The organism is Corynebacterium sp. HMSC064H12 (genome assembly GCF_001809925.1).
Taxonomy (GTDB): Bacteria; Actinomycetota; Actinomycetes; order Mycobacteriales; family Mycobacteriaceae; genus Corynebacterium; species Corynebacterium jeikeium_D.
The window spans coordinates 103830-126806 of record NZ_KV799352.1 but is presented as its reverse complement, the minus strand read 5'-3'; the positions used below and the strand labels follow the sequence as shown (position 1 = coordinate 126806).

General features: G+C 58.8%; 19 protein-coding genes. 13 read left to right on the top strand and 6 right to left on the bottom strand.

The window, feature by feature from the left end; genetic code table 11:
• Positions 1 to 70 precede the first annotated feature (70 nt).
• Entirely contained in the window at positions 71 to 736 is a 666-nt protein-coding gene (locus tag HMPREF2681_RS08255; RefSeq protein WP_048735304.1) for an ACT domain-containing protein, read from the bottom strand.
• Positions 737 to 963: 227 nt separating this feature from the next.
• Here HMPREF2681_RS08255 and gatC point away from each other — a divergent pair, with 227 nt between their 5' ends.
• From gatC to HMPREF2681_RS08220, 7 genes are all read left to right on the top strand, one after another.
• Positions 964 to 1257, top strand: coding sequence for an Asp-tRNA(Asn)/Glu-tRNA(Gln) amidotransferase subunit GatC (gene gatC / locus HMPREF2681_RS08250; RefSeq protein WP_005509328.1), 294 nt, complete (start codon positions 964 to 966; stop codon positions 1255 to 1257).
• Between the two features lie 15 nt (positions 1258 to 1272).
• The gene (gatA, locus tag HMPREF2681_RS08245; RefSeq protein WP_049172086.1) at positions 1273 to 2787 is read left to right on the top strand and encodes an Asp-tRNA(Asn)/Glu-tRNA(Gln) amidotransferase subunit GatA; all 1515 of its coding nucleotides are present in this window, start codon (positions 1273 to 1275) and stop codon (positions 2785 to 2787) included.
• Positions 2788 to 2902: 115 nt separating this feature from the next.
• Positions 2903 to 3970 carry a FecCD family ABC transporter permease gene (locus tag HMPREF2681_RS08240; RefSeq protein WP_370449368.1) on the top strand — a complete coding sequence of 356 codons (1068 nt, stop codon included), beginning with the start codon at positions 2903 to 2905 and terminating at the stop codon, positions 3968 to 3970.
• Entirely contained in the window at positions 3971 to 4771 is an 801-nt protein-coding gene (locus HMPREF2681_RS08235) for an ABC transporter ATP-binding protein (protein WP_049172090.1), read from the top strand.
• Between the two features lie 10 nt (positions 4772 to 4781).
• Positions 4782 to 5906 (top strand): ABC transporter substrate-binding protein, encoded by a 1125-nt coding sequence (locus tag HMPREF2681_RS08230; RefSeq protein ID WP_049172092.1) that lies wholly within the window; start codon positions 4782 to 4784, stop codon positions 5904 to 5906.
• 53 nt (positions 5907 to 5959) lie between these two features.
• Entirely contained in the window at positions 5960 to 6991 is a 1032-nt protein-coding gene (locus HMPREF2681_RS08225; protein WP_038628534.1) for an ATP-dependent 6-phosphofructokinase, read from the top strand.
• Between the two features lie 157 nt (positions 6992 to 7148).
• On the top strand, positions 7149 to 8612 hold the full coding sequence (locus HMPREF2681_RS08220) for a membrane protein (protein WP_049172094.1): 1464 nt from the start codon (positions 7149 to 7151) through the stop codon (positions 8610 to 8612).
• 26 nt (positions 8613 to 8638) lie between these two features.
• Here HMPREF2681_RS08220 and HMPREF2681_RS08215 read toward each other — a convergent pair whose 3' ends face one another.
• A complete protein-coding gene (locus HMPREF2681_RS08215) occupies positions 8639 to 9472 on the bottom strand; it encodes a class I SAM-dependent methyltransferase (protein WP_049194081.1) in 834 nt (277 codons plus the stop codon).
• Between the two features lie 53 nt (positions 9473 to 9525).
• Between HMPREF2681_RS08215 and gatB the strand changes: the two genes are divergently transcribed.
• Complete coding sequence (gene gatB / locus HMPREF2681_RS08210; protein ID WP_016422487.1) at positions 9526 to 11034, top strand: Asp-tRNA(Asn)/Glu-tRNA(Gln) amidotransferase subunit GatB; 1509 nt, start codon at positions 9526 to 9528, stop codon at positions 11032 to 11034.
• A gap of 12 nt (positions 11035 to 11046) precedes the next feature.
• Here gatB and HMPREF2681_RS08205 read toward each other — a convergent pair whose 3' ends face one another.
• A complete protein-coding gene (locus tag HMPREF2681_RS08205; RefSeq protein ID WP_224783716.1) occupies positions 11047 to 12123 on the bottom strand; it encodes a glucose dehydrogenase in 1077 nt (358 codons plus the stop codon).
• Positions 12124 to 12199: 76 nt separating this feature from the next.
• Here HMPREF2681_RS08205 and HMPREF2681_RS08200 point away from each other — a divergent pair, with 76 nt between their 5' ends.
• A complete protein-coding gene (locus HMPREF2681_RS08200) occupies positions 12200 to 13594 on the top strand; it encodes a DoxX family membrane protein (protein ID WP_239271930.1) in 1395 nt (464 codons plus the stop codon).
• 75 nt (positions 13595 to 13669) lie between these two features.
• Entirely contained in the window at positions 13670 to 14554 is an 885-nt protein-coding gene (locus HMPREF2681_RS08195; protein WP_239271932.1) for a hypothetical protein, read from the top strand.
• Positions 14555 to 14569: 15 nt separating this feature from the next.
• Here HMPREF2681_RS08195 and ilvD read toward each other — a convergent pair whose 3' ends face one another.
• The 3 genes from ilvD to HMPREF2681_RS08180 form a co-directional block, all read right to left on the bottom strand.
• Positions 14570 to 16414, bottom strand: coding sequence for a dihydroxy-acid dehydratase (gene ilvD, locus HMPREF2681_RS08190; RefSeq protein WP_070546729.1), 1845 nt, complete (start codon positions 16412 to 16414; stop codon positions 14570 to 14572).
• A gap of 134 nt (positions 16415 to 16548) precedes the next feature.
• On the bottom strand, positions 16549 to 17097 hold the full coding sequence (locus tag HMPREF2681_RS08185; protein ID WP_070437865.1) for a PH domain-containing protein: 549 nt from the start codon (positions 17095 to 17097) through the stop codon (positions 16549 to 16551).
• Positions 17098 to 17154: 57 nt separating this feature from the next.
• On the bottom strand, positions 17155 to 18810 hold the full coding sequence (locus HMPREF2681_RS08180) for a mechanosensitive ion channel family protein (protein WP_070546847.1): 1656 nt from the start codon (positions 18808 to 18810) through the stop codon (positions 17155 to 17157).
• Between the two features lie 374 nt (positions 18811 to 19184).
• Between HMPREF2681_RS08180 and HMPREF2681_RS08175 the strand changes: the two genes are divergently transcribed.
• Genes HMPREF2681_RS08175 through ilvC form a run of 3 tightly spaced genes read left to right on the top strand, consistent with a single transcriptional unit; the run spans position 19185 to position 22703 of the window.
• A complete protein-coding gene (locus HMPREF2681_RS08175; protein WP_049172103.1) occupies positions 19185 to 21095 on the top strand; it encodes an acetolactate synthase large subunit in 1911 nt (636 codons plus the stop codon).
• Positions 21096 to 21129: 34 nt separating this feature from the next.
• On the top strand, positions 21130 to 21633 hold the full coding sequence (gene ilvN, locus HMPREF2681_RS08170; protein ID WP_048735338.1) for an acetolactate synthase small subunit: 504 nt from the start codon (positions 21130 to 21132) through the stop codon (positions 21631 to 21633).
• Positions 21634 to 21686: 53 nt separating this feature from the next.
• The gene (gene ilvC, locus HMPREF2681_RS08165; RefSeq protein WP_038628558.1) at positions 21687 to 22703 is read left to right on the top strand and encodes a ketol-acid reductoisomerase; all 1017 of its coding nucleotides are present in this window, start codon (positions 21687 to 21689) and stop codon (positions 22701 to 22703) included.
• Positions 22704 to 22977: the final 274 nt, after the last annotated feature.

Sequence of the window (22977 nt, the reverse complement as noted above, 5' to 3'; positions counted from 1 at the left end):
AGGAGCCTTAGGGTAAGAGCTTCGAGCGGAAGGGGGCTGCCCTCAGAAGAGGGCAGCCCATTAGCCGCTGCTAGTCGATGATTGCGCCGACAATCGTGCCAATCCGGCCCAAGTGCTCAACCTCACTTGGTAGGAAGTCCGGCCCGCCGGGCCGGCCAATAACGAGAACGAGGCCCTTGCCCATCGGAGTGGCGGCAATGGAGGAGTCCATAACTGTCCAGTCCTCCGGCAGCCACGTTTCCTCGTCCGGATCCAGGTTTCGCGGCGAGTCAATTGGGGCTTCCGGCAGAGTCCGGCCGTTATCCTCTGGAGCAGCGGTAGAGGAAGCGCGACGTACCCAGCGGCCATCGCTCTGTTCGCCGAGGACGATAGCCCAGCCGGCAGTCATAGTCTGAGGCAGGCCGTCGACGACATCTCCGAGGGCACGATCCAAGTTCTTCGTGTGCTGTGAGAACTTGGCCAGCAGTGCAATCTGTCCGCGGCGGTCAACCGAGCCGGAGAAAGGCCTAATTGAATCGACTTCCACTCCGCTAATGGACTGAGCCGCTGTAATCAGTGTGTCTGGTAGCAGGCCCATGGGCAGGTCAACCACGATGTCGTCAACAACAACGCCATTAGCGCCGTAATCTACGACATCGACACTGCGAATATCACCTTCTACTTCGCCCAGGGCAGCCGCGACGTAGCCAAGTGCGCCTGGTTCGTCGGGAAGCTGGATGCGAAGGAGGTAACTCATGGCTGTGTGCACAACCTTTCGAATAATTGATAGTGATGCTTGCGGTGTAACTATAGAAGTAGTGATTTAGGCTACAGGGTAAACCTTTGAAATGTAAGACCCTGCGGACAACTACTTGGCGACAACGACTACTGTTGGCAAGTACAGCCCGCTCGCGCGGTTCAAAATCAGTTTCAACTAAACTTCTGTGCACTAGCTTCGTACGAAGAAATGAAAGGGGTACTAGCGTGCCAGCTATCTCACGCGATGAGGTCGCCCACCTAGCGCGATTGTCCCGTCTGGCTCTGACTGACGCGGAACTCGACGAGTTCGCCGGTCAGATCGACGGCATTATTAACCACGTCCAGGCCGTTCAAAAGGTGGCTGCGGATGATGTTGAACCGATGAGTCACCCCTCTTCGCTGTCCGGTGTGATGCGCGAGGACGTCGTCAAGCCGACGCTGACTGCGGAGCAGGCGCTGGACCAGGCGCCGTCGCAGGACCGCCAGCGCTTCGAAGTTCCCCAGATTCTCGGCGAGTAGGAGTACGTGGAAGAAATGATTGCAGCTAACCCGAACCTGCATGCCGCTGTTGCTGAGGACCCGATTCTGGGGCTGAGCGCTTTTGAGCTCGCACAGAAGATTCACGCTCGTGAGCTGACCTCGGTAGAGGTCACCCAGGCGTTCCTCGACCGTATCGCGGCAATTGATGAGGACATTCACGCATTCCTGCACGTCGGTGCCGAAGAGGCCCTGGCTGCAGCTCGCAAGGTCGATGAGTCGCTGGATGCTGGCGAGGAGCCGGCCTCCGCGCTGGCCGGTGTTCCGCTGGCGCTGAAGGATGTCTTCACTACCACCGATGCGCCGACCACCTGCGCTTCCAAGATGCTCGAGGGCTACATGAGCCCTTACGACGCAACGGTTACTGCCAAGCTGCGTGCAGCTGGCATCCCAATTCTGGGTAAGACCAACATGGATGAGTTCGCCATGGGCTCGTCGACTGAAAACTCCGCTTACGGCCCGACTCACAACCCGTGGGATGTTGAGCGCACCGCAGGCGGTTCCGGTGGTGGCTCTTCCGCGGCGCTGGCCTCCGGTATGGCTCCGCTGGCTATCGGTACTGACACCGGTGGCTCGATTCGTCAGCCAGCAGCTCTGACCGCAACGGTCGGCGTGAAGCCGACCTATGGCACGGTATCCCGCTACGGCCTGGTCGCTTGCGCCTCCTCGTTGGATCAGGGTGGGCCGACCGCGCGAACCGTTCTGGACACCGCGCTGCTGCACGAAATCATTGCTGGTCACGACGAGAATGACTCGACTTCCACGGAGCAGCCGATTGCCGATGTGGTTGCTGCTGCCAAGGAAGGTGCTACCGGTGACCTCACGGGGGTTAAGGTCGGCATCGTCAAGCAGTTCGACCGCACCGAGGGTTACCAGGCCGGCGTACTGGACAGCTTCCACGAGGCCGTCGACAAGCTTAAGGAAGCTGGCGCAGAGGTGGTCGAGGTCGATTGCCCGAACTTCGACCACGCACTGAGCGCGTACTACCTGATTCTGCCGTGTGAGGTCAGCTCCAACCTGGCTCGTTTCGACGGCATGCGTTACGGCCAGCGTGTTGGTGATGACGGTTCGCACTCGGCCGATGAGGTCATGGCTATGACCCGTGCCGCTGGTTTCGGCGATGAGGTTAAGCGACGCATCATCATTGGTACCTACGCGCTATCGGTCGGTTACTACGATGCCTACTACATCCAGGCACAGCGCGTCCGTACCCTGATTCAGCAGGACTTCGAGCGGGCCTTCGAACAGGTAGATGTCCTGATCTCGCCGACCACTCCGACCACTGCGTTTAAGTTGGGCGAGAAGGTTGACGACCCGCTGAGCATGTACATGTTCGACCTGTGTACTCTGCCGCTCAACCTGGCCGGCATGTGTGGCATGTCCGTGCCGTCGGGCCTGGCTGAAGACACCGGCCTGCCGGTAGGCCTGCAGATTATGGCTCCGCGCCACGGTGACGATCGTCTGTACAAGGTCGGCGCTGCCTACGAAAAGGTTCGCGGCTCGATTGCATAAAGACGCTCAATAAGCCTTAGTCGGTTTTCTGCAACCGTCGTTTTCTCACTGAAGTGGGAGAGCGGCGGTTGTTGTCGTGTCGGGGAGAGTTTCATACATACGCAGGAACGCAAACATGGAGAGAGTTAGATTTAAAAACCCACCGCGGTTTATGCCTTGGATCTATGGGCTGGTCATTGTCATAGCCATTGCCGTCAGTCTGGTCGCTGCGGTGGTCTTCGGCTCGGCGGATATCACCTGGTCCACCACGACACAGGTCATTTCGCATCACATCTTCGGCATTGAGCTCGATGAATCTGTGCCCGCCAGTTCGGACACCATCGTCTGGAATCTCCGCGCTCCCCGGGGAATTCTCGCAGCGATTGTAGGGGCGGGGCTAGCTGTCTCCGGTGTGGCTATGCAAACATTGGTCCGTAACCCGTTGGCAGACCCATATCTGCTAGGTATTTCCGCCGGCGCCGGTGCCGGTGCGACCGCGGTGATTATCTTTGGTGCTTTCTCCGGTAGCCCCATCGCGCCGCTGACATTCGGTGCACTCCTCGGTGCAGTAATGGCCACCCTCGCGGTCGGTGCTTTCGCCACTGCAGGCGGTGGGCTGACTCCGCTGCGTTTGGTGCTCTCTGGCGTTGTTCTCTCCGCTGCATTTTCCGCGCTGAGTAGCTTCATGGTCTTCGCTGGGCCAGACCCGAGGGCCGCGCAGTCTGTGATGTTTTGGATGCTGGGCTCTGTTGCCGGTGCGACATGGCTGAAGACGCTCTTCCCGCTCATTGTCCTCATCGCAGTACTGTTGTTTTTCCTGGTCAAAGCCCGTCATCTGGATGCGCTGGCAACTGGTGAGAGCACCGCAGCGGCCGTAGGTATTGATGTTTCTCGGCTACGCACACAGGTATTTGTGCTCCAGGCTGTCCTCGTTGGCACGCTCGTTGCGGTCTCTGGCGGCATCGGGTTTGTCGGCCTGGTGATTCCACACTTGACCCGCATCTTGGTAGGGGCCACGCACCGCGTTGTCCTACCGGTTGCTGCCCTCATGGGTGGACTGTTTCTCATCTGGGTGGACATCATCGCGCGCGTAGTGGGCGGAAGCCAGGAAATGCCGCTGGGAGTAGTCACGGGATTGGTTGGCGCACCACTTTTCCTCTACCTCATGAGCCGCTCGCACTACAGCTACGGAGGTGCTGAGTAAATGAGCGCTCTACCAAAATCTGTACTCGCCGCTAAAGATATGCGCTGTGATATCGCTGGGCGCACCATTGTCAGCGGAGTCAACCTCAACTTCGGTGCAGAACCCATGACCGCCATCATTGGTGTTAACGGCGCGGGTAAATCCACGTTGCTGCGTGCGCTCGGTGGAATCACGAAACCGGCCACGGGCGAGGTCGAGATTAACGGCAAATCGATGAGCTCAATCAGCTCGAAGCACCGCGCCCGCGATCTGGCTTTCGTCGCGCAAAACGAGGTTCCACCCGCCGAAATGCGCGTGCGCGACTTTGTCTCCCTGGGGCGCTTGCCCTACCAGCGCCTTTTTGGTGGCAACACCGCCGAGGACAATTCCCACGTCGACCGTGCGCTGGAGCTCGTGGGGTTGGAAGCGGTTGCGCAACGCCTGTGTGGGCAACTCTCGGGTGGGCAACGTCGTCGCGTGTGTCTGGCGCGTGCCATCGCCCAGGACTCGCCAATCATGCTTCTCGACGAGCCCACTAACCACCTCGACGTGCGCCATCAACAATCCGTCCTCCGTCTGGCCCGCTCCAGCGGAGCGTGTGTCATTGCCGCGATCCACGACTTGGACCTGGTGATGAACCACTTCGACCGCGTCATCGTGGTCGCGGACGGCGGTATCGCGGCCGACGGCATTCCCGCAGAAGTGCTTACCCGCGACTTTGTCGCCCAAATCTTTCAGGTTGAATCCTGTCAGCTCAATTCCCCCGCTGGCCGCCGCCACCTCGCAATCGATAGCGAGCTGGATGCTGCCACCATCAACTAGGAGTACTCCCTTGAATAACGCACATGCTTTCCGACGTCCCCTTCGTGCCTCAGCAGCTGGTATCGCTGTGGCTGCTCTGGCATTCGGAGCCGCCGCCTGTGGCTCTGATGAGGGAACGCAGGCCTCGTCGTCAGGCCTTACCCTCACCAACTGCGGTGAAGAAGTCAGCTACCCGGGTGTAGCTAAAAAGCTGCTGATTAATGACGGCAATATTGCTTCGCTGGCGCTGGCTGTCGGTGCTGCGGATGAGATCACAGCGGTGAGCTCTATGGCCTCGCATCTGCCGGTGTTGACCGCAGCTTATGGCGATGCAATTGCGCAGAAGCCAGAAGTTGCGAAGGAATACCCGAATCTGGAGCAGGTCATTGCGGCCGAACCGGATGTGATGCTGGCGGGCTGGGGCTATGGCTTTAGTGAAGACAAGGGCATTACCCCGGAATCGCTTTCCGAGCACGGTATCGGTGCCTACACCCTGACGGAATCTTGCCGTACTGGTGACGCAGCCTCGGCGGGCAAGGAAGGCAGTGGCGACCCGGGGCATACTCGTGGTCTGGTGGATCCGTGGGAAGCTGTCAAAATTGATTTGAAGAATATCGCTACCTTGACCGGACACGACGGTGAGGGCGACAAGGTTATTGCAGATATTGATAACCGACTGCAAGCCCTGGATGCCGCGCCAAAGGGAGATAAGAAGCCAGTGGGCTTCCTCTTTGATTCTGTCGGTGAAGCACCAATTACCTCGGGTTCCTTTGGCGCACCGCAGGGCATCCTGGAAAAGGCCGGTGCAATCAATGCGACCGAGTCGATTAAGGACACTTGGACTACGACCTCCTGGGAGCATGTCGCGGAGATGAATCCTGACTTCATCGCGCTTGTGGACTACCCAGGTCAGACCTTCGAAGAGAAAATCAAGGTTTTGCGCACGAATCCGGCAACGAAGGATCTCGAGGCGGTCAAGGAGAACCGCTTTATTAACCTGCCGATTGCATTGTGGACGGAGTCTCCGCTGAACGTCGATGCCGCAGAGTACGTGCGCAAGGCGCTCGAGGAATATGGTCTTGTGCCGGCGTCGGAGGTGACGACGAAGATGGAGCTACCGTCTGAGCTACCAGGGCAGGAGTACCTGCAGAAGTAGTTTCGACCAAGGCCGTCAAGCACGAACTGACTAACGCGACTAAGGTGGGCATCATGCGAATTGCGACCCTTACCTCCGGTGGAGATTGTCCCGGTCTGAATGCCGTTATCCGTGCAATTGTCCGTACCAGCTCGAGCGAGTACGGCTCAACCGTCGTCGGTTTTGAGGACGGTTGGATTGGTCTTATGGAAGACCGTAGGGTCCAGCTTTACGACGATGAGCGGATTGACCGTATGCTGCTGCGTGGCGGCACGATGCTGGGCACCGGCCGCGTGCATCCGGACATTCTCATGTCTAACCTCGACCGCATCAAGGAAAATCTCTCTGATGCGGGCATCGATGCCCTGATCCCAATCGGTGGCGAAGGTACGCTGAAGGCCGGCAAGTGGCTTTCGGACAATGGGGTGCCGGTCGTCGGTGTTCCGAAGACTATTGATAATGACGTCAACGGTACGGACTACACCTTCGGTTTCGACACGGCTGTGGCTGTTGCCACCGACGCGGTTGACCGTCTGCACACCACTGCGGAATCCCACCAGCGCGTCATGATTGTTGAGGTCATGGGTCGACACGTGGGCTGGATCGCTTTGCATGCGGGTATGGCCGGCGGTGCTCACCACATTGTCATTCCGGAAAAGCCATTCGACATCAACGAGATTGTGAAGTCGATGGAGCGCCGTTTCCAGATGGGTGAGAAGTACGGCATTATCGTCGTCGCTGAGGGCGCCACCCCGAAGCCGGGCACCATGGAGTACGAAGAGGGCGGTGTCGACCAGTTCGGCCACCAAACCTTCAACGGCATTGGTCAGGTTATTGGTGCGGAGATTAAGAAGCGCACCGGGTACGACGTTCGCACCACGGTGCTGGGTCACATTCAGCGTGGCGGTACGCCGACTGCGTACGACCGCGTGCTTGCTACCCGCTACGGTGTCCACGCCACCCGAGCAGTACACGAGGGGGACTTCGGCAAGATCGTCGCTCTGCACGGTGAGAACATCGAGCGTATCGACATCGACGATGCGGTTGCTGAGTTGAAGGTTGTGCCGGATGGCCGTTACCGCGCAGCTGCTGCGCTGTTTGGTTAAACGCGTCGGTTAAGCACGCGTTGCTAAACATTTAGGCACATCTTCGTAACAAAATAGGCATACTGCCCGAGCTGGTGTATCAATCACCAGCTCGGGCAGTATGCTTTGTAAGGTTCCGGTTTTTGAAAAATAGACTTATATTTAGGATTTTCTCGTTATGTGGAAAAGAGCCACAACAATCGCGATGGCCTTTGTCGGCCTAACTGTCGGTGCCGGATTCGCATCCGGCCAGGAAATGATGCAGTACTTCGTGGCATTTGGCACTAACGGCTTGTGGGGCGTGGTACTTGCCTCCGTCGTGATGATTGCCAGTGGCCTGGCAGTGCTGTCAATTGCCAGCTACTTGCAGGCTGATGAGCACTCCGAGGTCTTCGACGTAATCACCCGCAGTTGGGTTTCGAAGATTTTGGATATCGCCGTGATGATCACGCTGTTCTGTACCGGCTTCGTCATGTTCGCCGGTGCCGGTGCGAACTTGAACCAGCAGTTCGGACTTGAGGTGTGGATTGGCGCCGTCATCATGGTTGCCCTGACTTTGGGTGTAGGCATGCTGGATGCCGACAAGGTCAGCCGCGTGATTGGCATGATCACTCCATTCATTATCGTGTTCCTGCTTGGAGCCGGTATCTACACTTTGTTCACCACCGACACGTCGATGTCGGAGGCCGCGCAGTACACCAATGAACTGTCGACATCGCTGCCACACTGGTCTATTTCTGCCCTGAACTATGTCGGTTTCTGTGTGATGGTGGCCGTATCGATGTCGATTGTCATCGGCGGTAGCTACCTGAACCCGCGTGAAGCTGGCATCGGTGGTCTCATGGGCGGGAGCATCTATGCAGGTCTGCTGACGCTGGTGACCTTTGCCCTCTTCTTCAAGGTCAAGGATGTTGGCCACGAAGATATGCCGACCCTGGCAATCGTCAATGACATCCACCCGGTCCTGGGTACCGTGATGGCAATCATCATCTACGCCATGATTTTCAACACGGCCATTGGCATGTTCTACGCGCTGGGCCGCCGCCTAACACGCAATACCCCGCAGCGTTTCCGCCTGGTATTCATCGTGACGGTGCTGATTGGTTTTGGCCTAAGTTTCTTTGGGTTCAAGGCCCTGGTTGGCTCCATCTACCCGGCCCTTGGCTACGTCGGTATCGCTCTTATCGTGATTCTGTGTGGTGCGTACCTGGCTGGACGTAACAAGCTGATGGAGGAGTCGAAGCGTCGCGGCCGTATCCGTAAGCTCGCACGCCGGAAGATGCACCCGAACAAGAAGTTCACCACCGCCGATCAGAAGAAGCTCGACCGCGCTTTGGCCAACTCCAACATTTCCAACGTCGATCTTCAGGAGAGCGTCCGCGACGACATCGTCGAGGAACTGGTCAGCGACGATAATGTTGAATTCACCGAGGATGACGCCGAGCGCATCGTAGAAAAGGATAATGAGCGCCTGGAGAAACTTTCCGAAATCGAGGAAGCCTCCGATGATGACAATCCTCGCGAGACCGCGAGGGACTCCTTCCCAGGCGAGGCCACAGCCACTGCGCCGAAGAAGCTTGCCGGACAGACTAAGAATGCATTCAAGCGCGTGGCTCACCCTAAGCCGAAGAAAGAAAAGTAACTAGCGCGACTAGGCAGCTCGAAAATTTAGGCAGCTCGAAAATAGAAGGCATCGCACCGGTAGGGAAGGGCGATGCCTTCTTCGTATGTGTGCCCCAAGTGTTCGTGGAGATACCAATGCAAGTTCGCCTCCACCTTGGCGCGAGTGGCGGGCTTGGAACGAAGCCAATAGGAACGGGTTCGTGCCAGCAGCACGATGTCCTCGATGGTCAGTGTCTGCTCCCAGGCCAGACGCACCTCATCGACTAGCTCCAGCTCCGGGCCAACCTCGGGGTAGAAGCCGGGACGCAACACGTCGCCGGCGTGCATTATGCGGCTGAGCCGATGCACCCACGGTACGGAAACATCCAAGGTGTTCCACACCAACATAGCCACGCTATCCGCGCGTAGCACCCGAGTGAGTTCTTTACTTGCAGCTGTCGGGTCCACCCAGTGCCATGTCTGCGCACATGTTGCTACATCGACGCTGTTGGACTCCAGTCCCGTGCGCTCCGCAGTGCCTTCCAGGCATTCCGCCGCTGGCACATTGTGCATCAGTGCTTGCCGCATCGCGGTGGAGGGATCGAGTGCCAGCAGGGTGGCATCGCGGTAGACGTCGGCAAGCGAGGCGGTGAGCTTCCCAGTGCCGGCGCCGATATCGGCGACTACCTGTGGGTGCGGTGCGAGACGGGTAAGCGCTTCGATGACGGTTGGAGGATATCCGGGGCGCACGCGGTGGTAGCCCGTGGCTCCGTCGGCGCTTTCCTGCAGGTCGTTGTCGAAAGTAGCGCCTGCGCGGTGGCGGTCAGCGGCGTCGCGGAACGTTGGCGTATCGCGTGCTGACGTCGGTGGAATCGGTGGGTGTTCGTTAACTCCGGGCACGACTTATACCCTAGGGCACGCCTGCGGGGCCATCGCTAGTAGACTCTACAAACATGACCGCTGCATACGCTGATGACTTGATGGACTTTGATGAGGTCCTCGAACGTTTTGACCCGGTAATGGGCATGGAGGTTCACGTCGAGCTCTCGACGAATACCAAGATGTTCTCCTCCTCCTCGGCGCACTTTGGTGCCGAGCCGAATAGCAACGTCGATCCCTGCAGCCTCGGCCTACCTGGCGCGCTGCCTGTGGTTAACCGTCAGGGCGTTGAGTGGGCCATCAAGATTGGCCTGGCGCTGAACTGCGAGATTGCTGAGTCCTCCCGCTTCGCGCGCAAGAACTACTTCTACCCGGACCAGCCGAAGAACTACCAGATTTCGCAGTACGACGAACCAATCGCCTACGACGGATATCTTGACGTTCAGCTTGACGACGGCACGGAGTTCCGTGTCGAAATCGAGCGCGCTCACATGGAAGAAGACACCGGCAAGCTGACGCACTTGGGCGGTGCCGATGGTCGTATTCACGGCGCCACGCGTTCGCTGGTGGACTGCAACCGCGCAGGTATTCCGCTGATTGAGATCGTTACTAAGCCAATTCTCGGTGCAGGGGAGCGTGCCCCAGAGGTTGCTCGTGCGTACGTTTCTGCGCTGCGTGACCTGGTGAAGTCCCTCGGTGTCTCCGATGCCCGCATGGACCAGGGCTCGATGCGTGTGGACTCCAACGTTTCCCTGCGCCCAATCGGCCAGGAGGAGTTCGGCACTCGTACCGAGACTAAGAACATCAACTCCCTGAAGTCGGTTGAACAGGCTGTTCGCTACGAGATGCAGCGCCAGGCTGCTGCGATTACTAATGGCGAGGAGATCGTTCAGGAAACCCGCCACTACCAGGAGACCGACGGCACGACCTCCAAGGGCCGCCCGAAGGAATCGCAGTCGGATTACCGCTACTTCAACGACCCGGATCTGCCACCTGTGATTGCGCCGCGTGAGTGGGTGGAGGAAATCCGCGCAACTCTGCCGGAGCTGCCGTGGGTGCGTCGTGCCCGTATTCAGGAAGAGTGGGGTCTGAAGGACGAGGAAATGCGCGACCTGGTTAACGCCGGCGCTCTCGACCTGATTGTCGACACCGTTGAGGCTGGTGCCGGCCCGGCTGAGGCTCGTTCCTGGTGGGTCGCTTACCTGGCGCAGAAGGCCAACGAGGCAGGCGTGGAGCTGGCTGAGCTCGCGATTACCCCGGCACAGGTTGCACGTGTGATTGCACTGATTGAAGAGGGCAAGCTGACCAACAAGCTGGCCCGTAAGGCCGTTGACGGCGTGCTCGCAGGCGAGGGCGATGTTGATGAGGTCGTTGCTGCCCGTGGCCTGGAGGTCGTTCGCGACGACGGTGCTATTGAGAAGGCCGTCGACGATGCACTGGCTGCTAACCCGGACATCGTCGAGAAGTACCGAGCTGGCAACAAGAAGGTCGTCGGTGCCATCGTGGGGCAGGTCATGAAGGCCACCCGCGGCAAGGCAGACCCGGCTCAGGTCAACCAGCTGATTGCGAAGAAGCTGAGCTAGCCTCCCTGAAAGCTAATCCGGGGAACCGCCGGCGGCACCATCGCTCGGCAGTCTGACGACGCGCTCGTCGGACTCCGACGGTTGTGCCCCGGCGGTTTTGTTGGTCGTGGCACCCCAAACTTCAATACCCTGATTTGCTGCGACAGCCGCTACATACGAGATGTGGCCGAAGTCGCCGTCGACAAGCACTTCAGGGGAACCCTTGACCTCCCACGCCGCGTCGGGCCCACTTGACTTCGGACCCACCGGCATGGAGATGACCTTCTGCGCGTCTGGGATGGCAATGACCACGCGGTCACCCATCACTGCGCATCCACCGATGGAATCGTTCAGGTCCACACCGCCGAGGGGATTAATCACAGGGCCGGTGAGCTGAACCAGCTGTGGGGTGCCGTCGAGAATGGCGGTTGCCAACGGCGGCATTCCGTCCGGACCATGGCAGAACTGCTGAAACTCAATGCCTGGATCTCCCACGAGCAATTTGCGCGGGGACAGGGTGTCCGAAGTTCGGTCAAAATAGATTCCGAGAATGCCGGGCTCGCTGAGGTCCGGAAGTTCGCGCACATCAGCGGTGCTGCCCTCCACGAGGGTGACGCGCGCAATGGTGTCGTCGTTACGCAAAACAAAGACCTGACGGTCCTCTTCAACCGAGGGACTGGGCAGCAGTTGTTTTGCAGGGGCGCCGAGCCGTGCGACCTCACGCGGTGTCTTACCCGGTGCGACAACGGTGAGTGCACCGTCGTCGGTGGCGACGAGAGCCTCCCCAGGGCCGGTTGAGGCTAGCGCGGTGGTAAGCGGTAGGCAGGCCGCGAGAGTGACATCGTCGAGGTCGCAGGGACCTTTGTCTTTGGCTTTGCTTTCCGTGGTTGGGACCGGGGTAGAGGGCAAATCAGGGGAGGAAAACTTCGGCATGGCAATGCCTGTCGGTTCCGACTTGTCTTCAGTAAACGGTGACTCAAGCGCGCTCGAGGCACTCATGCAGCCGGAAAGAGAGACCATCCCGACGACACCAGCGGCGAGCGCAGCACGACGACGCCGCCCGCGAGCGCGAGCCTGTGCACTGCTGGTGTGGACGAGGTGGAATCCCATAGGCATACACAATACAGCCTCGTTTCCCGGCCACGCCTGCGACCAAAAGTGAGGCAGTAGTTTTAATGTGGACGATGTGAGCGACTCAGAGAAGTACCCGAACGACCGCGCCCTCGAGAATGTGGAGGACGGATTCGATGACGATCTCGACGTCCCGACCTACCGCAAGCTCGCTGAGCCAATGAACGAAGAAACAAACCGTGACGACAGCGACAACACCGCAACGCAGATTTTTCCGGGTGTGCCGGAAAAGCGCGTAGAGGAGGAGTCGGAGGCGGAGGTAGACCAAGAAAACCTGCCGCCGGAAGCCGAGACCGATAGCGGTGCTGAAGCCGAGGTGGAAACCGAGTCTGAAACAGAAACAGTGACTGAGCCGAGCCCCGAGCCGGAGCCTGAAGTTCAGGAAGCCCCGAAGAAGCGCTACGACGCCTACGCCGCTGCAGGCCGCACGGCACCTCAGGTGATTAGCCCTGCCGGTAAGCCTTCGCCGCGGGATGAACAGGCCGAAACTGAATTGGCACCCGCGGCCGATAAAGAGTCGGAGGTAGCCCCGGAGTCGGAGGCGACCGAAATCTTTGAGCAGCCGGCCCGTAGCGAGCGCGTTGATTCAGATGAGGATTTCAGTCAGCCGACGCAAGCCTTCTCGGCTTCTGAAGCAGCAGCAGCGTCCGCAGCGGGAACTGCCGCAAATAAGTCGGAAGCACAGTCAGCATTCGACGATGAGGCGGAGTCAACCTATGGCTCTGCACGCAATTCCGCAGCTGAGACTCAGTATTTCGATGAATCGGATTTCGCTGAACCGGCTGCCTCTCGCGATACCGCTGGTGCCGCTGGTGTTGCAGGAGCAGGCGTAGGGGCCGCCGGGGCAACTGCTGCTACGACTACCGCCGCTGCTGACGACGATGAAGACACGGACTTTTACGACGACAACGAACCGGAGCACCGTCGCGGCACCACCGATTTCGGCCTTCTGCTGCTGCGTCTTGGATTGGGTGCGCTGTTGTTGGTCCATGGCCTGACAACGCTGCTCGGCTGGGGTAACTCCGGTGGCACCACTGCGCTGGAGACACAGTTTAGCCAGAACAACTTCGCCCTCGGCCCTGTGATGGCCACTGCCATCCCAACGGTTCAGCTCATCGCGGGTGCCCTGCTCATCTTAGGGCTTGCGACACCGCTGGCCGCAGCATTGGCGCTGGCATTGTCCGCCTACCTCAGCATGTTTGATGTGGCTACCTCTGCCAATGGCGTGAATATCGTCGGCCAGGATTCCAGCAACCTTCAGCTACAACTGTTGATGACCGCCATGGCACTTGGCTTGCAGTTCACCGGTCCGGGCCGCATCGGTATCGACTTCGGACGCGGCTGGGCTCGTCGCCCACTGGCATCGTCTTGGATCTTCGGAATTCTGTCCATCGCTGCAGCAATTGGCCTGTGGTGGCTGACGACCAGCACGCTGCCGTTTGTTGGCTAAGGCAGTTCGCAGCTACACAAACAGTCGAGCGGCCTAAACTAGGTTCTCGGTTAGGGGCGGGGTACAATGCCCCCTATGCCAAAGTCGAGACACGCACTAAAGACCACCCTCGCGGTGGTCTTTTTCATGTCTTCGATAGGCGCGACAACGTCGATCCACTCACCGTCGACAGCTGCTGCCGACGAGCACAGTGAGGTTGCAGCCTCCGTCTCGTCGGCAAGCGTCTGGCCGACACATCAGGTGAGTCTGCCACGCATGGACCTCAACGCCGAAGGGTTGATTGAGGTTGACCCACGCACGCAAATGGCGGTGAGCTACGAACCGGTGGGCGTGGGGTACAGCAGCCAGGCATCGCAACGCCCGCTGCCGGCGCTATCCCTGATTAAGTTGTATATCGGTCAGTATGTGCTCGAACACGGCACTGCCGACGATGCCGAGCGCGTCGAAAAGATGATTTCGCGTTCCGACGACGATTTGGCAGCCGACTTCTACCGGAAGTACCCGGAATCGGTCGATTCCGTTGCGACCGAGTACGGCCTGTTCAACACCTCCGGCGGAGAAAAGTGGGGAGTATCGAGGACCACCGCGGAAGATGTGGTGTCTTTTATTTCCCAGCTCCGTCTGAAGCATCCTAATTCTGAGGTGCTTGAGGCGATGCGACACTGGTCGCCGATTGCTGCCGATGGCTATCGACAGAATTTTGGTCTTGCCGGCCTGCCCGGTTCTGAAGGCGCGAAGATGGGCTGGTCCAACCGGCGTTCGTGGCACTCTTCCGTTGTTTTTGGCCCCGGATATGTAATGGCGGCCATTACCGAGGGTGGCAAAAATGCACACACCGAGGACGTCGCTGAGGGGATTGCCGACGTCGAGTGCCGGGATTTGGTGAAGCCCACGCGGAAGACTGGGCGCAAAGCTACCCTAGAAACGCCAAAGGCCCGTGCGGTAAGCACAGGCCTTTAAGCGGGTTTGATCTAGCTAGTCGACAATGCGGACCGCGCCCTTATCCGCACTGGACGCCATCTTGGCGTATGCGCGCAGCGCCTTGGACACCTTGCGCGGACGCGGCTTGTGCGGAGTAAACGGCTTGTCGCGCTTGAGCTCCTCATCGCGGCGAGCGGCCAGCTCCTCGTCGGACACCTGAATTTCGAGGCGTCGTTCAGCGACATCGATGTACACCGGGTCGCCGTTGCGGACGAGACCGATTGCACCGCCGGCAGCGGCCTCCGGGGAAACGTGGCCGATAGACAGTCCGGAGGAACCGCCGGAGAAGCGACCATCGGTGACCAGTGCACAGACCTTACCCAGGCCAGCGCCCTTGATGAATGCGGTCGGGTGCAGCATCTCCTGCATGCCCGGGCCACCGGAAGGACCCTCGTAGATGACAAAGAGAACTTCGCCCGGCTGCAAGGTGCGGTTCAAGATGACCGAGACAGCCTCTTCCTGGCTCTCTACGACACGAGCGGTGCCTTCGAAGTGGAACTGATCCTCGCCGATACCCGCGGTCTTCAGGACAGCACCGTCTTCGGCGATGTTGCCGCGCAGGACACACAGACCGCCTTCCTTCGTGTAGGCGTGGTCGAAGTCGCGAATGCAACCATTTACGGAGTCCGTATCTAGGCTCTCCCAGCGGTTGGACGTGGAGAACGGCTCGGTGGTGCGGACACCGCCAGGGGCTGCGTGGAACAGCTCAATCGCCTCGTCAGTGGCCTTGCCGCCGCGGATATCCCAGTTGTCCAGGTGTTCCTCCAGAGATGGGGAGTGAACGGAGCGGACATTCATTTGCAGCAGGCCCGCGCGGCGCAGTTCGCCGAGGATGGCTGGAATACCGCCGGCGCGGTGGACGTCCTCCATGTAGTAGTCCGAGTTCGGTGCCACCTTGGACAGACAAGGCACGCGGCGGGAAATGGCGTCGATGTCAGAGAGATTGAAGTCGATCTCGCCCTCCTGTGCGGCAGCGAGAATGTGCAGCACGGTGTTGGTGGAACCGCCCATGGCAACGTCGAGCGTCATTGCGTTGACAAAGGCATCGCGGTTGGCGATGTTGCGCGGCAGCACGGACTCGTCACCATCGTGGTAGTAGCTCTTCGCCAAGTCCACAATCAGTTCACCGGCGCGGGTGAACAAATCGCGACGGGCCTGCTGAGTCGCCAAGGTAGAACCGTTGCCCGGCAGGGACAGGCCGAGGGCCTCGGTCAGGCAGTTCATCGAGTTTGCGGTGAACATACCCGAGCACGATCCGCAGGTCGGGCACGCCGAGCGCTCGATGTCGAGCAGATTCTTGTCATCGACCTTGTCGTTCGCGGATGCAGAAATAGCCGAGATGAGGTCAGAGCCGGGCTTGACGACGCCATCGATAACAACCGAAGATCCCGATTCCATCGGCCCGCCGGAAACGAAGACCACCGGGATATTCAGACGCAGAGCCGCATTGAGCATGCCCGGCGTGATCTTGTCACAGTTGGAAATACAGACCAATGCGTCAGCGGTGTGAGCGTTGACCATGTACTCCACAGAGTCAGCAATAATCTCACGGGACGGCAGCGAGTAGAGCATGCCGTCGTGCCCCATCGCAATTCCGTCATCGACAGCAATGGTGTTGAACTCACGGGGGACACCGCCTGCTGCGGTCACAGCTTCTGCGACGATGTCGCCAACGTCCTTCAGGTGCACGTGCCCCGGAACGAACTGAGTGTAAGAGTTTGCAATTGCGATAATCGGCTTGCCGAAGTCGCTATCGGTCATGCCAGTTGCGCGCCATAGGGAACGCGCACCTGCAGCATTACGGCCGGCAGTGGTGACTTTAGAGCGAAGGGGAATCATGGGGGCTGCCCTTCCTAGATAGGGTGCAAGGTAATTAATTATCCATATTAATCACAAAAAGCCCCTAATGTCTCATTTCGTGGTCACTAGTGTCCGCATAATGAGATTTAGGGGCTTTGTGGACTGCTTATATGTTACTCGGCAGTGGTGTCACTTTTAGGCTTGGCACCTTTGGCTTTAGCGCTTTTAGCCTTGGCATCGGCCTCAACCTCACTGACCTTCTTCATTACCGAGTAGCCATCGCGGTCGAAAACCTCGACCTTGTCATTTTCCGCCATGCGAGCCGAAGCAATCGGATCTGGAATCAGACCGCCGGTGGCTTCCTTCAACTCCGGTAGCGAATTAAAAGAGATGGCCGGCAGGGCGATGCGCTCATCGGACTTGGTCACTGCAAAGGCGCGACCGCCCTTGTTGAAGAAGATGCCCGCAAATTCGCTCCAGGGCACCGAGCGGCGCTTGGCCAATAGGTACACCGCGGTGATACCGCGTGGTCCCACAGTGGTGCGTACTCGGAAAATCCAAAGCGTATAAATCAACGGTGCCAGGAAGGTAACGGCCAGCCACGGGGCAAAACCGGTGGCAATTACACACAGCACGAGCATGAACGCAACGATGAACAGATGCGTCTTCTGTGGGCGAAATCGCTGCGTCGCAATTTTTGGCTGTGGAGTCGAGTCAGTCATGGCCTTTGATTGTAGCGGGTAGTTCGGATTCGCCAATGCACGGTGGGCGGTTGCGCGTTATTGCGTATCAGCGGAGTTCGGTTCCGCGTTGTTAGTGGAGTCTGTCGACTGTGATCCGCCAGAGCTCTCGTTGTCGGTGTTGCTCTGGTCAGAGTCCGGCTCGGTGGAGGTGGCGGTCGAAGGTGCGCGGTTCTGCGTGCTCTGAGGCTGCTGTGAAGTCTCGGACGGCTGATTCTGTGGCGTCTGAGTCTGCTGCGAAGTCTCGGTGGGCTGCACACTCTGTGTAGTGCTAGTCGGCTGGTTCGATGACTGCGGAGCTGACGACTCTTCCGGGTCCTCTTCCTGTGTCGTTACCCGATCGCTCCACCTGCTCGGTGCCAACCATCCAGATGGGCCGTCCTCAGTTTCGACTGTCATCAGGTTCAAAATGAAGAGGATCAGTAAGGCTACCAAGAGCACAATCGTCGAAACGCGAGCGCGTCCACCTGCGGAGAGGATTCGACGAACCTTCTGGCGCGTCGTGAGTGTCTTCCAGTCAGGGTGGCTAGCCAGTTTGCGGATGACATTGTTGCTTCCGCTGTCTTCCTGCTCGCGTCGGGCATCATCGAGGTTGGCACCTGCATGTGGCAGGTCGGATCGCTCGTTCCCGACTTGCTTGTCGACGGTCTGAGTTTCCATCAGCTTGGTTTCTGCGGTATCCGGCTGGACAGTAGTGTTCGCTACCGCTTCGACAATTTCGGTTGGAGCACTGTCGCCGTCGTCAAGCTGTTGTTTTTTCTCTTGCTTAGCATCGGCCTGTCTAAGCTGTTCGATCATCGTGTCATCACGGACGTGGCCGGTGATTTCTTCGGCGGGGGCAAACGGAGTCTGTTGGGCGCGCTCGCCGTAGTCATCCCACCAAGTGTCGATGACTGCGGCGCGGATGGCGCGCTCGATGAGCCATTGGTCGCCCGGTTTGCAGTCGACAATCAAGCGCATAGTGACGGTCCACGGCAGGCCCATAACCGTTGGCGGGTTGAGTTCCGTGGAGGACTGCAGCTTGATCTCGGAGAGAACTGCGTCCTTGACGGAGTCCAGTGTGATTGCACGCTTGGCGGCGGCGACAGTGCGCTCTTCCAAATCCTTAATGGAGCCACCGGCGGTCATCGGTACGGGAACTTCAACGACAGCACGGGACCACTGTGAGGAGTAGTTGATACACATACGTGCCTCGGAGTTCGGAACGATGATTTCCTCGCCGTTAAGGGTTCGGATGGTGGTGGCGCGCAATGTCATATTGACCACGTCACCCTGCACGGTCCCCGAAGGGGCGTGGAACTCAACCCAGTCGCCAATGCCGTACTGCTTCTCGGCAATGATGAACAGTCCGCCAAGGAAGTCGGCGATGACTCCCTGTGCGCCAAAACCAACAGCGGCGGAAACGACCGTCGCGGGGATAGCGGCGGCGGTCAGTGAGATTCCGAATTTCGACAGAATCGCGATGATTAAGACGAAGTATGCAATGACTTCGACGATGTAAACCACAGCGCCAATCAGTGCGCGCCGTCCCTTGGACTGCTCCTCTGAAGAGGAGATGTTTCCGTCCGCAATTGCCAGAACGAAACGTCGGATACGGGGAACAAGAATTAGCAGAATGGCCAGACATGCGATGGCAAGGCCGTTATTGGCCACCCATTGCCATGTCCGTAACAACATGTATTGCAAGAATTCCATGCCATCCACCGTAGGTCGTTCGCCTTAATATGCGCTGAGTTTAAAGGTAAAGAATTATGCATAAAGACGAGCTTTGGACTTGGGGCTTGCGGGGCTCGGGCGTGTAGGGCTCGGGTGTGCAGGCTTGGGTGTGCAGGCTTGGGTGTCCCCGGGGTCGTGGTCGGGGAGTTTCTGGGTAGAGTGATTCCCAAAGTTGGGGCGGGGTTCTCGTTGGAATCGGGTGGGTGCTCGGGGTGTGATACGGATGGCGTGTCCAATTGACGGGATTGACTTCTCACTATGTGGACGTTAGGGTTGTAGCCAACGCCACATTCGTAGCTTCTTTGCGTGAATGTGTGTTGAGTAGTTGCCCACCATGATCCAGGAGCGAAATCGTGAACGCGCACGAGCAGCACACCCCATCGCCCGCCCAATTCGCGGCTAAGGCGCGCACCAGCGCCCCCGAGCGAATTTCTGGTGCACAAGCCATTGTCCGATCCCTTGAAGAGCTTGGTGTCGAGGTAGCCTTCGGTATTCCCGGTGGTGCAGTGCTTCCGCTCTACGATCCGATTTATGACTCGGAGAAGCTTCGTCACGTCCTGGTGCGCCACGAGCAGGGAGCTGGCCACGCTGCCACTGGTTACGCGCAGGTTTCCGGCAAGGTTGGTGTCTGTATCGCGACTTCCGGCCCGGGTGCTACTAACCTGGTGACCCCGCTCGCGGATGCTCAGATGGACTCCGTTCCGGTTGTCGCTATCACTGGTCAGGTCGGTCGCCCGCTGCTGGGTACTGACGCTTTCCAGGAGGCTGACATCCGCGGTGTGACCATGCCGATTACGAAGCACAACTTCATGGTCACCGAAGCTGAGGACATCCCGCGCGCGCTCGCTGAGGCATTCCACCTGGCTTCTTCTGGTCGTCCAGGTCCGGTTCTGGTCGATGTCCCGAAGGACCTCCAGAACACGATGATCGACTTCACCTGGCCACCGGAGATCAACCTGCCGGGTTACCGTCCGGTGACAACCCCGCACCAGCGACAGATCGACGAAGCCGCTGAGATGATTGCTGCGGCAAAGCGTCCGGTGCTCTACATCGGTGGTGGCGTCATTAAGGCCGATGCTTCCAAGGAGCTGGTCGAGTTCGCCGAGCAGACTGGGGTTCCGGTCGTGACCACGCTGATGGCTCGCGGCGCATTCCCGGACTCGCACCCGCTGCACATGGGTATGCCGGGCATGCACGGCAAGGTGTCAGCCGTCGCTGCTCTGCAGAAGTCCGACCTGCTCATCACTATTGGCGCGCGTTTCGACGACCGTGTTACCGGTGATCTGAATTCCTTCGCGCCGAACGCGAAGGTAATCCACGCCGACATTGACCCGGCAGAGATTGGCAAGCTCCGCGAAGTTGATGTTCCCATCGTCGGCGATGCCCGCGAGGTCCTTGCCGCACTTAGCGAGTCCTACACCAAGCTCGGTCTTAGTCGCCCGCAGATTGCCGACTGGCTGAAGCTTCTCGACGGTCTCCGCGACGAGTTCCCCCTCGGGTGGGAAGAGCCCGCTGATGGTGCAATCGCTCCGCAGTTTGTAATTCAGACTCTGTCCGACATCGTTGGTCCAGAGGCCATCTATGCCGCTGGCGTCGGCCAGCACCAGATGTGGGCAGCGCAGTTCGTCCAGTACGAGAACCCGCGCACCTGGCTTAACTCCGGTGGTGCCGGCACGATGGGCTACTCAATCCCGGCTGCGATGGGTGCCAAGGCGGCTGCTCCAGAAAAGGAAGTCTGGGCCATCGACGGTGATGGTTGCTTCCAGATGACCAATCAAGAGCTGACCACCTGTGCAATGGAAGGTTTTCCCATCAAGGTTGCCTTGATTAACAACGGTAATCTGGGCATGGTTCGTCAGTGGCAGACGCTGTTCTACGATCAGCGCTACTCCAACACCAAGCTGCGCCCGGAGGACAACTCCTACCTGCCGGACTTCGTCCAGCTCTCCGAGGGGCTTGGCTGCGTGGCGATCCGCGTGACCAAGAAGGAAGATGTCGCGGCGGCGATTAAGAAGGCACGCGAGATTAATGACCGACCGGTGGTTATTGACTTCATTGTCGGTGAGGATGCTCAGGTGTGGCCGATGGTGGCAGCTGGCAAGTCCAATGATGAGGTCGAATACGCCCGCGGTCTGCGCCCGCTGTTCAACGATGAGAATTCAGCAGCTGAGGCCCCGGCTGACATCCACGGCACTGTTGTGGACAACTCCGAGGACGCCGCGAAGCAGCCCGACGCTAACCACCCGTCCATGAAGACCCGCTAATCGGGATCCGAAGCAACAGGAAGTGAGTCCCAAAATGGCTGAACTGCACACTCTATCCGTGTTGACCCTCGATGAGCCGGGTATTCTGGTCCGCATTGCGGGCATGTTCACCCGCCGAGGTTTCAGCATCCAGTCGATTACCTCGGGTGAAACTGAGACCGAGGGAGTCAACCGCATCACCGTCGTGGTTGAGACGGAGACGCTGCCGATCGAACAGATTACTAAGCAGCTGAACAAGCTGGTGCCCGTGCTGAAAGTGGTCCGCCAGCCCCCAGAGACCATGGTGTCGCGCGGACTGCTGATGGTGAAGGTTTCCTGCGACAACACCAATCGTCCGCAGGTAGTCGATGCCGCCAATCTCTTCCGTGCCCGTGTGGTGGACGTTTCTCAAGAGTCTGTCATCATTGAGGCGACGGGTGAGCGCTCGAAGCTTGTAGCCCTGCTGGAGGTCCTCGAGCCGTTTGGTATCCGTGAGCTCATTCAGTCCGGTACCGTCGCAATGGCACGTGGGCCGAAGCCGATGCTCCAGGCCCGCTAACAACTAAACGCTAAGATTTTTAACGAATCCGATTCGAAAAGAGGCTAACTTTAATGGCTATTGAACTGCTGTACGACGACGATGCTGATCTGTCCATCATCCAGGGACGTAAGGTTGCCATCCTGGGCTACGGTTCCCAGGGCCACGCTCACGCTCAGAACCTGCGCGAGTCCGGTGTCGAGGTTGTTATCGGTCTGCGTGAAGGCTCCAAGTCCGCTGTGAAGGCTCAGGAAGCTGGCTTCGAGGTTAAGTCCAACGCAGATGCCGCTGCATGGGCAGACGTCATTATGGTGCTGGTTCCGGACACCACCCAGGCAAAGGTTTACAGCGAGGACATCGAGCCGAACCTGAAGGACGGCGACGCGCTGTTCTTCGGCCACGGTCTGAACATCCACTTCGACCTCATCAAGCCGGCTGACAACATCACCGTCGGTATGGTTGCTCCGAAGGGCCCGGGTCACCTGGTTCGTCGTCAGTTCGTCGATGGCAAGGGCGTTCCGTGCCTGATTGCCGTTGACCAGGACCCGAAGGGCGAGGGCCGCGACCTGGCTCTGTCCTACGCTGCAGCTATCGGTGGCGCCCGCGCTGGCGTTATCCCGACCACCTTCGAGGCAGAGACTGTGACCGACCTCTTCGGTGAGCAGGCTGTTCTCTGTGGTGGCACCGAGGAACTGGTCAAGGTCGGTTTCGAGGTTCTGGTTGAAGCTGGCTACGAGCCGGAGATGGCATACTTCGAGTGCCTGCACGAGCTGAAGCTGATTGTTGACCTGATGTTCGAGGGCGGTATTGCCAACATGAACTACTCGGTCTCCGACACCGCTGAGTTCGGTGGCTACCTGTCTGGCCCGCGCGTTATTACCGCTGATACCAAGCAGCACATGCGCGAGATTTTGTCTGACATTCAGGACGGCACCTTCACCAAGCGCCTGATTGCCAACGTCGAGGGCGGCAACAAGGAGCTCGAGGACCTGCGCGCTTCCTACAACAACCACCAGATTGAAGAGGTCGGCTCCAAGCTGCGCGACCTGATGAGCTGGGTTAAGGTCGACGCTCGCGCTGAGACTGCCTAAGTTTGTTGCTTAAGCGAATCCCTCGCTTGTTCGCGAAGTAGGGCTTCATCACTGAGCTTCACCGCCGTGATGAGGCCCTTTTCGTATCTCTCTTACTAGTTTTCTTTCACTGAACCGTGTGGGGTAGACGTGTGGAATAAACGTCTGAGCTAAAAGCAACTACTGCCAAACGGGTGTAGCCCCAGTCCTATCCGGGGTTCTAATCTGGGGTGAAAGGTCTCCCTCAACAAAGACGTTCGATAGTCTAATCGTTGAAATCAAATCATTTCACGGA

What these genes read in the sequence shown, in the direction of transcription:
- HMPREF2681_RS08255 (WP_048735304.1), bottom strand. Translation starts at nt 736, where the DNA reads ATGAGTTACCTCCTTCGCATCCAGCTTCCCGACGAACCAGGCGCACTT.
- gatA (WP_049172086.1), top strand. Translation starts at nt 1,273, where the DNA reads ATGATTGCAGCTAACCCGAACCTGCATGCCGCTGTTGCTGAGGACCCG.
- HMPREF2681_RS08240 (WP_370449368.1), top strand. Translation starts at nt 2,903, where the DNA reads ATGGAGAGAGTTAGATTTAAAAACCCACCGCGGTTTATGCCTTGGATC.
- HMPREF2681_RS08235 (WP_049172090.1), top strand. Translation starts at nt 3,971, where the DNA reads ATGAGCGCTCTACCAAAATCTGTACTCGCCGCTAAAGATATGCGCTGT.
- HMPREF2681_RS08225 (WP_038628534.1), top strand. Translation starts at nt 5,960, where the DNA reads ATGCGAATTGCGACCCTTACCTCCGGTGGAGATTGTCCCGGTCTGAAT.
- HMPREF2681_RS08220 (WP_049172094.1), top strand. Translation starts at nt 7,149, where the DNA reads ATGTGGAAAAGAGCCACAACAATCGCGATGGCCTTTGTCGGCCTAACT.
- gatB (WP_016422487.1), top strand. Translation starts at nt 9,526, where the DNA reads ATGACCGCTGCATACGCTGATGACTTGATGGACTTTGATGAGGTCCTC.
- HMPREF2681_RS08205 (WP_224783716.1), bottom strand. Translation starts at nt 12,123, where the DNA reads ATGGGATTCCACCTCGTCCACACCAGCAGTGCACAGGCTCGCGCTCGC.
- HMPREF2681_RS08195 (WP_239271932.1), top strand. Translation starts at nt 13,670, where the DNA reads ATGCCAAAGTCGAGACACGCACTAAAGACCACCCTCGCGGTGGTCTTT.
- ilvD (WP_070546729.1), bottom strand. Translation starts at nt 16,414, where the DNA reads ATGATTCCCCTTCGCTCTAAAGTCACCACTGCCGGCCGTAATGCTGCA.
- HMPREF2681_RS08185 (WP_070437865.1), bottom strand. Translation starts at nt 17,097, where the DNA reads ATGACTGACTCGACTCCACAGCCAAAAATTGCGACGCAGCGATTTCGC.
- HMPREF2681_RS08180 (WP_070546847.1), bottom strand. Translation starts at nt 18,810, where the DNA reads ATGGAATTCTTGCAATACATGTTGTTACGGACATGGCAATGGGTGGCC.
- ilvN (WP_048735338.1), top strand. Translation starts at nt 21,130, where the DNA reads ATGGCTGAACTGCACACTCTATCCGTGTTGACCCTCGATGAGCCGGGT.
- ilvC (WP_038628558.1), top strand. Translation starts at nt 21,687, where the DNA reads ATGGCTATTGAACTGCTGTACGACGACGATGCTGATCTGTCCATCATC.